The 14,610-nt window shown below is 67.7% G+C and carries 9 protein-coding genes and 2 pseudogenes; 4 read left to right on the top strand and 7 right to left on the bottom strand.

The features are described from left to right. Positions 1-202 precede the first annotated feature (202 nt). Positions 203-1,333, top strand: a complete 1,131-nt coding sequence (locus tag H8R17_RS32865) for a dipeptidase (protein ID WP_187826866.1) — start codon at positions 203-205, stop codon at positions 1,331-1,333. Between the two features lie 46 nt (positions 1,334-1,379). On the opposite strand, the gene H8R17_RS32860 is transcribed toward H8R17_RS32865, so the two are convergent. Together H8R17_RS32860 and H8R17_RS32855 are read right to left on the bottom strand one after the other, a co-directional pair. Then, complete coding sequence (locus H8R17_RS32860; protein ID WP_187826865.1) at positions 1,380-1,766, bottom strand: VOC family protein; 387 nt, start codon at positions 1,764-1,766, stop codon at positions 1,380-1,382. A 14-nt stretch (positions 1,767-1,780) separates the two neighbouring features. Beyond that, positions 1,781-2,149, bottom strand: a complete 369-nt coding sequence (locus H8R17_RS32855; RefSeq protein ID WP_187826864.1) for a VOC family protein — start codon at positions 2,147-2,149, stop codon at positions 1,781-1,783. Between the two features lie 92 nt (positions 2,150-2,241). On the opposite strand from H8R17_RS32855, the gene H8R17_RS32850 reads away from it, so the two are divergent. After that, complete coding sequence (locus H8R17_RS32850; RefSeq protein ID WP_187826863.1) at positions 2,242-2,751, top strand: CGNR zinc finger domain-containing protein; 510 nt, start codon at positions 2,242-2,244, stop codon at positions 2,749-2,751. 203 nt (positions 2,752-2,954) lie between these two features. On the opposite strand, the gene H8R17_RS32845 is transcribed toward H8R17_RS32850, so the two are convergent. Continuing rightward, complete coding sequence (locus H8R17_RS32845) at positions 2,955-4,298, bottom strand: UDP-glucose/GDP-mannose dehydrogenase family protein (RefSeq protein ID WP_187826862.1); 1,344 nt, start codon at positions 4,296-4,298, stop codon at positions 2,955-2,957. Between the two features lie 186 nt (positions 4,299-4,484). Between H8R17_RS32845 and H8R17_RS32840 the strand changes: the two genes are divergently transcribed. Both H8R17_RS32840 and H8R17_RS32835 read left to right on the top strand, forming a co-directional pair. Next, positions 4,485-5,642, top strand: coding sequence for an acyl-CoA dehydrogenase family protein (locus H8R17_RS32840; RefSeq protein WP_262505676.1), 1,158 nt, complete (start codon positions 4,485-4,487; stop codon positions 5,640-5,642). A 207-nt stretch (positions 5,643-5,849) separates the two neighbouring features. Next, entirely contained in the window at positions 5,850-5,996 is a 147-nt protein-coding gene (locus tag H8R17_RS32835; RefSeq protein ID WP_187826861.1) for a hypothetical protein, read from the top strand. A 57-nt stretch (positions 5,997-6,053) separates the two neighbouring features. Here H8R17_RS32835 and H8R17_RS32830 read toward each other — a convergent pair whose 3' ends face one another. From H8R17_RS32830 to H8R17_RS32815, 4 genes and pseudogenes are all read right to left on the bottom strand, one after another. Next, positions 6,054-7,001: a hypothetical protein gene (locus H8R17_RS32830; protein ID WP_187826860.1), complete on the bottom strand. Its 948-nt coding sequence runs from the start codon at positions 6,999-7,001 to the stop codon at positions 6,054-6,056. Positions 7,002-7,247: 246 nt separating this feature from the next. Further along, positions 7,248-12,019 (bottom strand): annotated as a pseudogene (locus H8R17_RS32825) (RHS repeat-associated core domain-containing protein); the annotation flags it as partial. A 45-nt stretch (positions 12,020-12,064) separates the two neighbouring features. Next, positions 12,065-12,790: pseudogene (locus H8R17_RS32820) on the bottom strand (ISAs1 family transposase); the annotation flags it as partial. 164 nt (positions 12,791-12,954) lie between these two features. Beyond that, a complete protein-coding gene (locus H8R17_RS32815; protein ID WP_187826859.1) occupies positions 12,955-14,532 on the bottom strand; it encodes an ISAzo13 family transposase in 1,578 nt (525 codons plus the stop codon). Positions 14,533-14,610 lie beyond the last annotated feature (78 nt).

The raw sequence follows: 14,610 nt of genomic DNA, 5'->3' as shown, positions 1-14,610 counted from the left end.
AGCGCGCCCGCACCGACGGGATGATCGCCGACCTGGACCGCTCGCGGGACACCCTCGACGAGGTGATCGAGGCGGCGCGGCGCGGCTGAGCAGTGCCGCGGTGCGGGACGCCGTACCCCCGAACGCCCCGCCCACCAGGAAGACCTCGGGGGCTCCGTGCGACGGTGACCCTACCGCCGTAGATCACGACGTACGGAGCGCCATGGCAGATCTCCAGCACGGCCTGCACCCCGCCACCGAGGTCGGCGAGCTCGACGACCTGACCGGGCCGCTGGCCGCCGGGCCCGTTACGGCCGAGCCCTACACCCCCGTCTCCGACCCGGACGACGAGCCGCTCCAGCGGGCCCACGCCATCCTCGCCGCCCACCCCGTCGCCGACGGCTACAGCGGACTGCCCTGGGCGCTGCGGCACCTGCACTGGTACGACCTGGAACTCGGCGAGAGCGCCGTCGCCACGGACGTGCCCCGGCTGCGGCGCGGTCACGTGGGCGCGCTGTTCTGGTCGCTGCACCTGCCCGGCGGCCTCGACGGCGACCGGGCCGTCGGCGCCACCCTGGACCAGTTGGACCTGGTCAAGACGGTCACCCGCACGCACCCCGAGGGCCTGCGCCTGGCGTACAGCGCCGGGCAGGCCACCGACGCCCGCAACTGCGGCCGGGTCGCCGTGCTGCTCGGCCCGGCCGGCGCCACCGCCCTCAGCGACTCCCTCGGCATCCTGCGCTCCCTGCACGCCCTCGGCCTGCGCGTGCTGACCCTGTCCGGCGCGTCCTGGGCCGGCGAGGCCGGGCTGACCCGGTTCGGCACGGAGGTCGTACGGGAGATGAACCGGCTCGGCGTGCTCGCCGACCTCTCCGGCGCCTCGCCCGAGACCATGCGCCGCGTGTTCGCCGTCTCCAGGGCGCCGGCGCTGTGCACCCGCTCCGCCGCCCGCGCGCTGCGCCCCCACCCGGCCAACCTCCCCGACGACCTGCTCGCCGAGCTGGGCGCCGCGGGCGGCCTGTGCATGGTGCCGCTGACCGCCGAGCAGACCGGTCCGACGGTCCGGGACGTCGCCGACCACCTCGACCATGTGCGCGCGGTCGCGGGGTCGCAGTGCGTCGGCCTGTCCGGCACGTACGACTCCGGGGCCGCCCATCCGCAGGAGCTGGGCGACGCCTCCTGCTACCCGCGGCTCATCGCCGAGCTGATCGGACGCGGCTGGGCCGAGGCCGACATCGCCCTGCTGACCTGGGGCAACGTCCAGCGAATGCTGCGCAGCGGCGACTTCACGGCGCGGGCGGCCCAGCAGCGCCGGGAGCCGTCGACGAAGACGATCGCCGAGCTGGACGGCTGATCGGGGGTCAAGAGGTGCGGTTGACCAGGTGTGCTCGCCCCAGGAATCAGTCGTGCTCGATCCGGCAGAGGCAGAACGGGTGCCCTGCCGGGTCGGCGTACACCCGGAAGTCCTCCTTGTCCTCCGCGTGCAGCGGCCGCGCGCCCAGCCCCAGCACCTTCTCCTGGGCCACCTCGACCTCCTCCCAGGTGGACCCGGCGTCGAGGTCGATGTGGAACTGCTGCGAGTTGCGGTCGGCCCGCGGCCACTCCGGCGGCGTGTACCCGGGGGCCGGCTGGAAGCAGAGCCGGGGACCGCCGGGCACCTGGAGCACGACCCATTCGGGATCCTCGGTGTCGGGCTCGCCGCCGACGATCGCGGCGTAGAAGCGGGCCAGTGCGGCGGGGTCGGGGCAGTCGACGACGACGCTGCGGAAACGTGCCACGGGTGCCATGGGTTCCTCCGTCCTCAGCAGGCGCACAGGCAGAACGGGTGCCCCGCCGGGTCCGCGTACACCCGCCAGTTACGAGAGCGGTCCTCCGTGTCCAGCGGCTTCGCGCCGAGCGCCAGCACGCCCCGCTCGGACGCGTCCAGGTCCTGGACGGTCAGGTCCAGGTGGAACTGCTGCGAGTGGTCGGGCGCGGGCCAGCGCGGCGGTACGAACCCTGGGGCGGCCTGGAAGGCGAGCGCCGGCCCGCCCGGCACCTTCAGGTCCACCCAGGCGGGATCTTCGGAGTTCACCTCGGCGGTGCCGCCGAGCACCTCGGCGTAGAACCCTGCCAGCGCGCGTGGATCAGGACAGTCCAGGACGACGACGCCCAGTTCGGCGAGAGCCATGACTTCCTCCTCGAAGCGACTGTTACCGATAAATGATATCTACCGGTAACGCGGTTACTGCATACTCCCCCATCGGCGGTAACGTCGCAACCATGAGTGAGAGATCGCCCGCGCCCGGCGGACTGGCGCTGATCGAGCGCCTGGTCAACACGCTGGACCTCGAGTCGGGCGCCGACTCGCTCGACACGGCGGACGGACGGGCGCCCTTCGGCATAGCCGAGGCGGACCTGGCGGACGTACGCGAGCTGCGCGAGTCGCTGCGCGCGGCCCTGCTCGCCCACGCCGGCCACGCCCCGCACCGCGAGGTGACCCCGCTGGGCGAGCTGCTGGCGCGGGCTCCGCTGCGCGTCACGGTCGACGAACGCGACGGCTCGGCCGCCCTCGCCCTCGCCCCCGCCGACGGCCGCCCGCTGCTCGGCCGGGTCGCGGCGGCCGTCGCCGAGTCACTGGTCGCGGGCACCTGGACGCGGCTGAAGGCCTGCGAGGCCGGCGACTGCCACTGGGCGTACTACGACCGCAGCCCGGCGGGCCGCGGTCGCTGGTGCTCGATGCAGGTGTGCGGGGCGCGCGCCAAGATGCGCCGCTACCGCGCCAAGGACTGACCGGCCAACGGCGTCCGGGAGGGCATGGGGGTCGTGGGACGGCGTGTCACGCTCGGCCGTTGAACCGGCGCCTCCGCGTGGTGCTCGTGCGTCGGCGCCGCGGAGGTCGCCGCGGCCCGCCGCCCGGACGACGATCCGGGCTGTCACCCCGGTGTCGAACTCACCTCACGGCCATTTCCCGAACTCGGCCCGACGGCCGGAGTTCAGGCCTTCGGCCGCCCCATCGCCCGGTACGTCCACCCGGCCTTCCGCCACGTCTCCGGGTCCAGGGCGTTGCGCCCGTCCAGAACGAGCCGGCTCGACGCCACCGTGCCCAGCTCCGCCGGGTCCAGCTCGCGGAACTCCCGCCACTCCGTCAGGTGCAGCACGATGTCGGTGCCCCGCACGGCATCCAGCGCGGAGTCGGCGTAGCCCAGCGTCGGGAAGACGCTGCGGGCGTTGTCCATGCCCTTCGGGTCGTACACCGTGACCTGGCCGCCCTGGAGGTGGATCTGCCCGGCGACGTTCAGCGCGGGCGAGTCCCGTACGTCGTCGGAGTCGGGCTTGAAGGTCGCGCCGAGCACGGCGACCCGCTTGCCGAGGAACGGCCCGCCGCCCAGGGCGTGCCGCGCCAGCTCCACCATCTGCCCGCGCTGGCGCATGTTGATGGAGTCGATCTCGCGCAGGAAGGTCAGCGCCTGGTCGGCCCCCAGCTCACCGGCGCGGGCCATGAACGCCCGGATGTCCTTGGGCAGACAGCCGCCGCCGAAACCGATCCCGGCGCGCAGGAACTTCCGCCCGATCCGGTCGTCGTACCCGATGGCCTCCGCCAGCTTGGCCACGTCACCGCCCGCCGCCTCGCACACCTCGGCCATGGCGTTGATGAACGAGATCTTCGTGGCGAGGAAGGAGTTCGCGGAGGTCTTCACCAGCTCGGCGGTCGGGAAGTCGGTGACGACGAACGGCGAGCCCTCCGCGATCGGCGTCGCGTACACCTCGCGCAGCAGCTTCTCGGCCCGCTCACTGCGCACGCCGACCACGAGCCGGTCCGGGTGCAGCGTGTCCTTGACGGCGAAGCCCTCGCGCAGGAACTCCGGGTTCCAGGCCAGCTCCGCGTCCTCGCCGACGGGCGCGTTCGCGGCGAGGTAGGCGGCGAGCCGGTCGGCCGTGCCGACGGGCACGGTGGACTTGCCGACGACCAGGGCGGGGCCGTTCAGGTGCGGCGCGAGCGAGGCGATCGCGGCGTCGACGTAACTCATGTCGGCCGCGTACTCGCCGTGCCGCTGCGGGGTGTTCACGCACATGAAGTGCACGTCGCCGAAGGCGCCGACCTCCGCCCAGTCCTGGGTGAAGCGCAGCCGGCCCGTCGATCCCGCGAACCCGGCGACATGGCCGCGCAGCAGCTCTTCAAGGCCGGGCTCGTACATCGGAGCCTCGCCGCGCTCCAGCTTCTCGATCTTCTCCGGCACGATGTCGAGGGCGAGCACCTCGAACCCCAGCTCCGCCATGGCCGCGGCGTGTGTCGCGCCGAGATAACCGGTGCCGATGACGGTGATCTTGAGGGCCATGGGTGCTCCAGGGGGTCTACGGCAGGCAGTGCGCGCCCGAGCATAACGGGGGCATGCGGGCGCGCTTCGCAGGGCAACTTCCCGTTGTCGTCAAGCTCACGTATCACTGGCTTGGGCGGAGCTCTAGAATTTGAGTTACTTAACGGTAATTAGCGCCAGCACCGCAGCTTTGGAGCGTGATCGACCTTGGCCGGATCGGCTGACTTCGACCTGTACCGCCCGTCCGAGGAGCACGACATGCTCCGTGACGCCGTCCGCTCGATGGCCGAGGCGAAGATCGCGCCGTACGCTGCCGCGGTGGACGAGGAGGCGCGGTTCCCGCGGGAGGCGCGGGACGCGCTGGTCGCGGGCGACCTGCACGCGGTCCACGTCCCCGAGGAGTACGGCGGCGCGGGCGCCGACGCGCTCGCCACGGTGATCGTGATCGAGGAGGTGGCGCGCGTGTGCGCGTCCTCCTCTCTCATACCCGCCGTGAACAAGCTGGGCTCCCTCCCGGTGATCCTCTCCGGCTCGGAGGCCCTGAAGAAGAGGTACATGACTCTGCTCGCCAAGGGCGACGCGATGTTCTCGTACTGCCTCTCCGAGCCCGACGCGGGCTCGGACGCGGCCGGCATGAAGACGAAGGCGGTCCGCGACGGCGACGACTACGTCCTCAACGGCGTCAAGCGCTGGATCACCAACGCGGGCGAGTCCGAGTACTACACGGTGATGGCGGTGACGGACCCGTCGAAGCGCTCGAAGGGCATCTCGGCCTTCGTCGTCGAGAAGTCGGACCCCGGGGTCTCCTTCGGCGCCCCCGAGAAGAAGCTCGGCATCAAGGGTTCCCCGACCCGCGAGGTCTACCTCGACAACGTCCGCATCCCCGCCGACCGCATGATCGGCGAGGAGGGCACCGGCTTCGCCACGGCGATGAAGACCCTGGACCACACCCGCATCACCATCGCGGCCCAGGCGCTGGGCATTGCGCAGGGCGCTCTGGACTACGCCAAGGGCTATGTCAAGGAGCGCAAGCAGTTCGGCAAGCCGATCGCCGACTTCCAGGGCATCCAGTTCATGCTCGCCGACATGGCCATGAAGACCTCGGCCGCCCGCGCCCTGACCTACCAGGCGGCAGCGGCCTCGGAGCGGGGCGACGCGGACCTCACGTACCAGGGGGCAGCGGCGAAGTGCTTCGCTTCGGACGTGGCCATGGAGGTCACGACGGACGCGGTCCAACTGCTGGGCGGGTACGGGTATACGCGGGACTATCCGGTGGAGCGGATGATGCGCGACGCCAAGATCACGCAGATTTATGAAGGCACGAACCAGGTCCAGCGGATCGTGATGGCGAGGAACCTGCCGTAACGCGCCATGCACAAGCCCCGGCCCAGGCAGGCCGGGGCTTCTGCGTCGGACGTCCAGCCCCTCGTCAGTACTGATCCGGCACCGCTCTCGATCACGCGGGAGAGGAGAGCTGTGCGCGCACCCATTCAGGGTCCGGGTTGACGTGCGGCTGGCCGGCCACGACCACAGTCGGCACGGTCTCATACGGCAGAAAGGCCCGCCGCTCCGATGGCAAGCTGCCCCCGCACGTGGTGGTCTACCTACGCCGACACCCACCTGGCGAGCGCCGGCCTGGTCTCCGACCGCGCCGCCCGACGGCCCACCCGCCCCGAGACGAGCACCGAACTCGTCCTCGCCCGCGGCACCGCTTGCTGATCACAACAGCCGAACCGCCAGGCCAGCACGCCCAGACCTCAATTTCCCCCGAGGTCGTTACCCGAAGAGCACCATGTGCGTGGGGGGTTGTCCTGGCGCCGGAGACGGACCGCGAAGCTCACCTTCAGCGAGTACATCACGCACCGCGTCGCGTACCGCCCTGACAGCTTCACCCCGATACTGCTGGAACGAGGGGGTGGCCTGGAGCAACAGGGAACCGTTCGGAAGAATGCGGACCGAGTCGAAGGCTCCAGAGGACTGGAGAGCTTCCGAGCCTCCGAGGAGCTCGGCAATGTCACCGGAAACCACCATCAGCCAGGAGTACCCCCTGAGGCGTTCACGCCACTGCGGCGTGTTCCGTGAAGGAACTCGCGCGGGCCCTCGCAAGTAGCGCTCGAGTTCGGTCGCCCCCCCGGAGCGTTCATATGAGAAGTGCCCGAAAACAACGTTGTATCGCATGCAGGCCCAACTGACCACGGTCCGCAGGCGCATGTGTTCGTCCCGCGCAGTGGCAGTGCCGGTCAACATTGCCTCGTCGACATGATAGGAAAGCTTCACATAGTTCGGGAGTTCCTCGTCAAAAGAGACAGAAAGTCGAATGATCGGGTTCCCGGTCTCGCCGTCTGTCGAGAATCCTCCGATGTCAACTGCGGCAGATTCAGGCGCCTCCTCGATGCGACTCCTCAGCCAGGGAACCACTTCCGGGCTATACGGGTTGTACAGAACATCGAGTGACCCTTGGGGGCAGACCGACACAAATCCCCAGTTACTCCCTGGAGTCGGTTCTTGTAGGCATTGCCGCACATGGGAGTACCCACCACCCGACACGGCCGGGTGGTTCGGCGCAAGGTGATTCAACTCGTTATGCATGGCAGCTTGCGCCACGCCGTCCGTGAGCCAACCGAGTGCTGCCGAGACCAGGTCCGACTGCTCCTCCCCATACACGGTGAGTTCTGCCGCCAAGCCATGGCTCAGGGAGGAATTGATCGATACGAAGGCATCCATTGCATTCACCCGAAGATCAGAACGTTACGCGGTGGGGCGCCGGAGGCTCTCCGACCACCCCACCGCGTATCCTATCGGGTCCGATGGCCTGTGGTCACTTGCAGATCAGTTTCTTTGCCGAAGTCCCCGAGGGGTACGTCAGCCACTCACTCCGAAGGGATCGGTCAGCATCTTGCCGAACACGTACAGCGTTCCCGTGGCAATCGCACCCCATGCGATTTGCTTCTGCTGCTCCGGTGTCGGCTGTCATGCCTGAATCGTCACCGGCGCATGCACCGGCACGGGTTCCATTCCCCTGGGAGCCCTGTTCTGTTGCTTACGTGTCCACCAACCGACCACACCCTGGAACTTCGAGCTGGTGCGCGTTGAGCCAGGTCGAGTACGTGTGGACTGAGCAACCAGTTGTTGCCTGACGATCAGCGGGTCAATGGTCGCGATCTGAGGAAGCTCCCAGCCGCGCTGCACGGTCCTGCCGAACGTCTTCTTCTCCTCGATCTTGCGCATCGCATTGATGTACCGATCGAGCGTGGCCGGGCCGTCCTCCTCAGCGGTTTTGACCGACTTCATCTCCCAGACGAACATGTCGTCGCCCCAGATCAGAACGATGTCGGCCCTGCCGCCCTTACCGTTCTTGCGTTGGGCGCCTGGAATGTAGTATTCCGTGAGCACCTGCACGTCAGGTATCTGCGCATACTGAGCCCGCAGAAAGGCCGCCGTAGCCTGCACGGCAGCGTCGTGTCGAATCCGGTCGGCGGCCAGTTCTTCAGCGGCACGCCCTTGCTTCTTCGCTTCTTCCGTTGCCTCGACGCGACCGCTGGTCACGGCATTGCAACCGGGGACGCCATCGCACAGGGCATCAACCGACGTATGACCGTCGACTTCGATACCCGAAATGGGGTTGCCCCCGGCGAAGGCGTACCGATTGCTGGTGTACGGGTCGGTGCCGAGATCCATGTCGGCGAGGGCACCGGTGTACATGTCCCGGGTGGTGAAGCGGTTCAGGCCCGGGTCGTAGTTGCGGAAGCCCATGTCGTACGTACCCGACTGGGCATCCCAGCGCTTCGCGTTGAAGCGGTAGGGGTTGTACGCCTCCTTCCTGGGATCGGCCGTATCCGGCTTGTCGATGCCGGTGAACTCGGACTTGTCGTCGGAGCCGTAGGCGGTGTAGCCGTACGTCGCCTTTGTGTCGCCGTTCTTGTCCGTGAGGGTCTCGACGTCGGTGTGGCTGTTGTAGCCGTAGTAACCGTCCTCGGTCGTGCCGTCGCTGTTGTACTTGACCTGCGACAGGCGCTCACCCCACGGGCTGTACTGGTACGACTTGGTCAGCGTGCCGGCGACCTTCTCGTCCAGGACCTCGTTCGACAGGCCCAGGTACTCGTAGTCCGTCGTCTTGCCGTCGGCGGTCTCCGAGATGGTGCGGTCAAGGGGGTCGAAGGTGTACGTGGTGGACTTCATCGCGCCGGTGGAGTCCATCTTCTGGGACTCGATGACGTGGTCGAAGCCGTCGTACACGCTCCGGGAGATGACCTGCCCGCCCGAGGTCACCGACTCCTGGCGGCCGAACGGGTCGTAGTTGTAGTTGGCAGTGGAACCACCGATCGTGGCGGTCAGCAGGCGGTTGCGGTCGTAGTTGTAGGTGCTTGTAGTGCCGCCCACCGTTTGGCTGATGACGTTGGCGTTGTTGTCGTGGACATAGGTCTCGGTGCTCGCGCCGTTGCCCGTCTTCACCGACTTCGCCAGGCGGTCGGCCGGGTCGTAGGTGTAGTCCGTCGTCGACGACAGGTAGGCCGTGTGGTCGTCGGCGTTCATCTTCTTCGCGACGTCCTGCGCCTTGTTGCCGTTGGGGTCGTAGGCGTAGGTGTGCGAGGAGACGAGAGTGCCGTTGGGCTTCTTCTCGGTCGACGTCTTGAGCGCCGCGTCCAGGAAGTACGTGTAGTCGACGGTGTTGCCGTTGGCCTTGGTCTTCTGGAGCGCCTGGCCGCGGTCGGTGTACGTGTAGGACGTCAGCTTCGGCGAGGCGTCCGTGGGCGTTTTACCCACCGACACCGTCTTCACCAGGTCACGCAGGTCATACGTGTACTTGGAGAACTGATCCGGGTGGGTGACCGTGTCCAACAGGCCGTTGGCGTCGTACGTGTACGACGTTGACTTCTCCTCCGCCCCGGCCAGGTTCTCGGTGACCTTCTGGACCTGGTTGAGGCCCGTGTAGGTGATCGCGTAGTTGTCGATCTTCGCCGTCGACGAGGAGTCGTCGATCTGGGTCAGGTTGCCGTTGAGGTCGTAGGAGTAGGCGAAGTTGTCCTTCTCCGTGTCGGCCGGGTCGCCGCTCGTGTCACGGACGAGCTTGACGCCGTCCGCGACCACGACTCCGCCGCTGTTCTGGAACAGCTGGAGCTTGGCCGTGTTGCCCTGCTTGAAGGCGAAGGAACCCAGTGAGACCCAGGTGCCCTGGTTGGCGGTGGCGTTCTGGTCGATCGTCTTGTCGGCCGTCCCGCCGTCGTAGGTCACCGTGTATTTGGCCGTGGTCGCGGCGCCCGTCACCTTGGGGAACTTCATTCTGGGTGTCGGAGTTGTCCACCAGGACGACCGACTTACCGGCCGGGACACCGTCGTCCGCGCGGGACCTCAGCGAGCCGTCGGGGTGGTACGACCACGTCATCGTGCGATCCGAGGAGCCGCCCGCCGAGGTCAGGGTGCGCTTGGTCTGCTGGCCCAGCTCGTTGTAGTCGTAGGTCGTGGTGATGTCCCACGGGTCCGCGGAGGACCTCACCCAGCCGTTGTCGAAGTAGCCGTAGGTAGTGTCGTTGCGGACGGTTTCGCCGTCCGACGGCGGCAGCGAGGTCTTGGCGACCCGGCCGACCTTGTCGTACGTCGTCTCCGTGTAGACGTTCGGGTCGTTGTAGCGGGAGTCCGCCGGGTCGTAGGGCTGGTACTGCTTGACCGGGCGGTTCAGCTCGTCGTACGACGTGCGGAACGTGAAAGCGTCGGTGGAACCGGCCGCCGTCGCCCGCGGCGTGAGCACCTTGGTGGTGTTGCCGACCTGGTCGTACTCGTACTTCGTCGTGCGGTATGTGATGGTCGAGGTGCCGTCGTGCGGGACCTTGACCTCGGTCTGCTTGCCCCGCTCGTCGTAGGTGACGGTGGTGCTGTTGTTCTCGGCGTCCGTCGCCGAGGTGACCAGGCCGTCCTTGTCGTATCCCTTCTTGTTGGTCTTGCCGGCCGCGTCCGTGACGACTGTGACTCGGTGGTCCAGGTCGTAGTCGGTCTTGGTCGTGTAGTCGGTGGTGTCGGCAGTGGCGTTCTTCTTCGGGTCGATGACCTTGGTGGCGTTGCCGACGTTGTCGTACTCGTACGAGAGCTTGTCGCCCTTCGCGTTGACCACGGAGGTGGGCTGGTAGATCTCGTCGTAGTTGTTCGTCGTGACGTAGTCGGTCGCATCCGTTGTCGCCGTGCCCTTGGGCTCGGTCGTCGTCTTCGGATTGCCGACCTTGTCGTAGGTGTACGTCGTGGTGCGCGGGCTGGTCTGGTTGTTCGCCGGTGCCGTCGCCGAGGTGACCTGGTCCGCGTTGTCGTATACCGCTGTCGAGACCGCGCCGTTTGGTGCCGTCGACTTGGTGACGTTGTCGTTCTCGTCGTACACCGGCGCCGGGGTGGTGAACACGACGCCGGTTTCCTTGGGCACGGTGTGGACCAGCGGACGCCCGAACGTGTCGTATGTCTGCGTGGTCACCTTGTTGTTGGCGTCGGTGACCTGGGTGACCTGGCCCCGCTCGTCATAGACGAACGTCGTCGCAAAGGTCTTCGGATCCGTGATCGTCGTCGGGTAGCCGGTTGGCTCGAAGCCGCTGTAAGTGGTCCAGTGGCTGTTGGCGTCGGTCGCCTTGGTCAACTCACCGTAGGAGTCGTACTCGTACGACGTCGTGTAGTCACCCGCCGTCGTCGTCGCGACACCGTTCGGGTCGGTGACCGTCTTCAGGTTGCCGAAGCTGTCGTAGCCGAACTGCCAGGCGCGGCCCTACGGGGAGGTCTTGCGGAACAGGTCGGCTGAGAAACCGTCCGCGCGGGTCTGGTACTCGTACTTCGCCGCGTTCGCTGGCCACTTGGAGGTGTCCGTGACACAGGTGGTCGTCTGGTCAGGGACGCCGGTCTTGTTGTTTTCCGCGTCGCGCTGCCAGAGCGGGTAGCCCGTCTTCTGGTCGTAGCAGTACGCGGTCTTGGCGCCGTTGTCCTCCTCCAGGTACGTGACATTGTTGTCCGCGTCCCAGGCCAGCTTGGTGGTCTGCGCCTTGGCGTTGGTCGTCTCCACCGGGCGGGCGAAGTCGTCGCTGACGTGCTTCGTCGCGTGGGTCTCGGCGTCGGTGACCGTGGTGTCGGTGAACTTCGTGTTCGTGGCGTTGGCCGCGTACGCGAAGTCCGTCGCGCCACCGAGACGGTCGGTGATCGTCTTCGTCCACCAGTGGTACTTGGGATCGTCACCCGTCTGCGGGGCATAGTACGCCAGGTCGGTGCCGTTGCCGCGCGGGTCGGTGGCGGTCACCAGCTTGACGTTCTTGTTGCCCTGGGTGGCGTCGTAGGTGAACTTGAAGACCTTCGGCTGGGACGAGTCCTCGCCGTCGACCATGCGGCCCATCAGGCCCTTGGTCGTGTAGTAGAAGGTGATCTTGCGACCCGAGATGTCCGTGACAGACTTGATGTGGTCGTAGATCTTGGGGTTGGTCAGGTTGGTGTCGCTGACCTTGGCGCCCGTGTCGTCGATGTACTCGTAGGTGGCGTCACCCTCCTTGTAGTAGTCGACGACCAGGGACTGACGGCCGACCGGGTCCGTGAATGTAGCGCAGGAACTTGGTCGGCTTGTTGTTGGACCTGCGCTCCTCGTACGTGAACGTCTGCGTGTTGCCGTCGTTGTCGACGACCGACGTCAGATAGCCGTCACAGCCGAAGAAGAAGCGCGTGCCGTCGGGGCGGGTCAGCGACCATGCGTCCGGAGTGTTGTCCTTGTCCGGGGTGCACTCCGTGCCGTGCCCGGTGTCACGGGTGCGGTCCTGAAGCGGGATCTCGGCCCAGGGCAGCGCGCCCAGCTGCGCGCGGAGCTTCTTCTGGTTGCCCTTCACGATCACGATGCAGTGGGCCCTCCGGCTGCTCACCAGGTATTCCGCGTGCTCACGCTGCGTGTGCAGGGCATCGGAGGTGACAACCGTCCCGGTCAGATCGATGCTATCCAGCAGCGGCTGGAACAAGGCGACTTCACCCTGCTTCTCACCGACATCGAGCTGGGCCAGGACCACCGAGGCGGCATGGTCGACAGCGGCCAGCAGGTGAATCCGACGGTCGTGCGCCTTCGCCGCACCTCGCAGGCTCTTGCCGTCCACCGCCACGGCCCGCAGCCCGGTGCCCGGGGTGGGACGGCGGTCGGCCAGCCAGGCACCGACCGCCCGGTCGAGGGCATCGGCGTCGATGCGCGCCAGCCGGCGACGGATCGCGGCTTCCGACGGAACTGGGACCTCATCCGAGAACGGATCACGTACACCGCCCAGCGCGCCCCGTACGGGGGCCGGGGTGTCGGCCGCCCACTCCGCGATGGCGAGCACCGATCGGGCTCCGGCCAGCACGGCCGCGGCGCTCAGGGCGAGTACGTACACGGCGGCATGCCGCAGCCCGCGCGCCGCACGCGGGTCGGGTACCTGAGCCAGCCGCCGCAGACGGCCGACCCGCTCATCAGGCGTGACCGGTAGCTGATCGCGTAACTGGCCAAGAGCTGCGGGAACTTGAGAGGATGCGTCAGCAGGCACGGACCTCCGTAGCGATCATGGGACGTAGACACTCACATGATCTCGGATGACCGTGCCTGCACTATTTCCGCCCCCACCGCCCCAACCTCGGCAAGCCCGGCATCACGCGAGAACGCCGAAGCCCTGGGGCCTGCCGATCAATAACTCGTCGATCTTGGTGGGGATTACGGGAGGGTGGGGTAGTGCCCGGCGATCGCGGCGAGTTGTTGTGCCGTGGTCACGGTGAGGGCGCCGGCCGGGACCTTGTGCCCGAGCGCGGTGAGCACGGGGGTGACCTCCTGGAGGGTCGCGCCGATTCTGCTCTTGGCCAGGCTGGTCGCCTCGGCGAGAACGGCGTTCGTCATGGACCAGCGCCTCTTGAGGAGGAAGACGACAAGCTGGTCGGAGACGGAGAGCCGTCTGCCGCCGGCGCCGGGGCCGCCGTCGGGGCGTTTCCCGGGCAGGAAGATCGGCGGGTGCTCGGCACGCCAGGCTCGGTAGCGGACGGCGAGATCGTCAAAGGCGGCGGGCTCGAGTCCGGTGAGGCTGGGGTGCCGCAGCCAGGCGGGGAGCTTGTCCCCGGTGGGAAAGCGCCCGAACTCGGTGCTGGGCGGGGGCGGTTCGGGAGCGAGCGGTTCGGGGCGCAACGTGTAGTTCCACGTGCCGTGCCACTCGTGCGGCGTCAGGGGCAGGCGCTCCATGACGGTGTCGGGGACGGTGACGCCGGTGGGGCAGGCGCCGGGGTCGAGCTCGGCGTGGACGGACAGTCCGCTGCGTGTCGTGGTCGCTCCGATGGTGCTGACGACGACTTCGTGGCTGTTCAGGGGCCTGCCACGCCAGTTGATACTGATCTGTGAGAAAAGCCGGTGCTCTATTTTGTTCCACTTCGATGTTCCCGGTGGAAAGTGACAGACAGTCACATCAAGGCCCGACTCATAGGCGAAATCGGCGAGTTCCTTCTTCCAGGCACGCACACGGTAGCCGTTGGAGCCTCCGGCGGCGGCGGTGACCAACAGACGAGAAGAGTGCGGGTAGCGGCGGCGCCCCTCACCGTTCCACCAGCGGCGCAAAGTGCCCACCGCGAAGGCAGAGGTATCCCCGTCGCAGCCCACCGACACCCAGCCGGTATCCGCGCCGATGTCGTAGATCCCGTACGGCACCGCTTTCTGGGCACCCTTCTCGGGGAAGTCGTGCGCGCGGACCTGCACCGGCTGCCCGGCGCGATGCCACTCGCGTCCGATGACCGCGTAGTTTCCCAGCGTCTCCTTCTTCTTGGCATCCACGCTGATGACCGGCTGCCCGTCGGCGAGGTACGCCGTGACCTGGTCGTTGATGTAGCGGAACTGGGCGTCCCGGTCCGGATGCCGGGCCCCCTCGGTGGTCCTCGAGGTGCCCTGCAGGGAGAAGCCCTCCGCCTTCAACAGCGTGGCCACCGTGTCCGAAGCGACCCGGTGCCCCTGGCGCGTCAGCTCGGCCGCCAGATTCCGGGTGGACTTCACCGTCCACAGCAGCGGAGATTCCGGGTCGCCGCGCTGGTCCGGCTCGACCAGCGCCAGCAACGCGGGCACCAGCCCCGGATCCGCCTCCCGCAAGGGCTTCCGACCCGCGCCCGGTGCCCGGACCCGGCCAGCGGGTTCCTCCGCGTGCTCCAGCTCCCGCTTCCCGCGCGACACCGTGGACTCCGCCACCCCGGCCGCTCCGGCCACCATGCGGATCCCGCCGTGGCCCAGAACGCGGGCCGCGGCGCCCAGCGCCAGCCTCACGAATTCACGGCACCAGGAGCTTCAGTGACAGCCAGTCACTTCATGGAGGAAGGGTGCTTCCGACCTGCGATGATTCAG

Source organism: Streptomyces sp. TRM68367, from assembly GCF_014495685.1.
Classification (GTDB): domain Bacteria; phylum Actinomycetota; class Actinomycetes; order Streptomycetales; family Streptomycetaceae; genus Streptomyces.
This window is presented reverse-complemented; position numbering and strand designations above follow the sequence as displayed.

Coding starts and splice junctions, on each gene's coding strand:
- H8R17_RS32845 (WP_187826862.1), bottom strand. CDS start 4,298: ATGGCCCTCAAGATCACCGTCATCGGCACCGGTTATCTCGGCGCGACA.
- H8R17_RS32865 (WP_187826866.1), top strand. CDS start 203: ATGGCAGATCTCCAGCACGGCCTGCACCCCGCCACCGAGGTCGGCGAG.
- H8R17_RS32835 (WP_187826861.1), top strand. CDS start 5,850: ATGGCAAGCTGCCCCCGCACGTGGTGGTCTACCTACGCCGACACCCAC.
- H8R17_RS32860 (WP_187826865.1), bottom strand. CDS start 1,766: ATGGCACCCGTGGCACGTTTCCGCAGCGTCGTCGTCGACTGCCCCGAC.
- H8R17_RS32830 (WP_187826860.1), bottom strand. CDS start 7,001: ATGGATGCCTTCGTATCGATCAATTCCTCCCTGAGCCATGGCTTGGCG.
- H8R17_RS32855 (WP_187826864.1), bottom strand. CDS start 2,149: ATGGCTCTCGCCGAACTGGGCGTCGTCGTCCTGGACTGTCCTGATCCA.
- H8R17_RS32850 (WP_187826863.1), top strand. CDS start 2,242: ATGAGTGAGAGATCGCCCGCGCCCGGCGGACTGGCGCTGATCGAGCGC.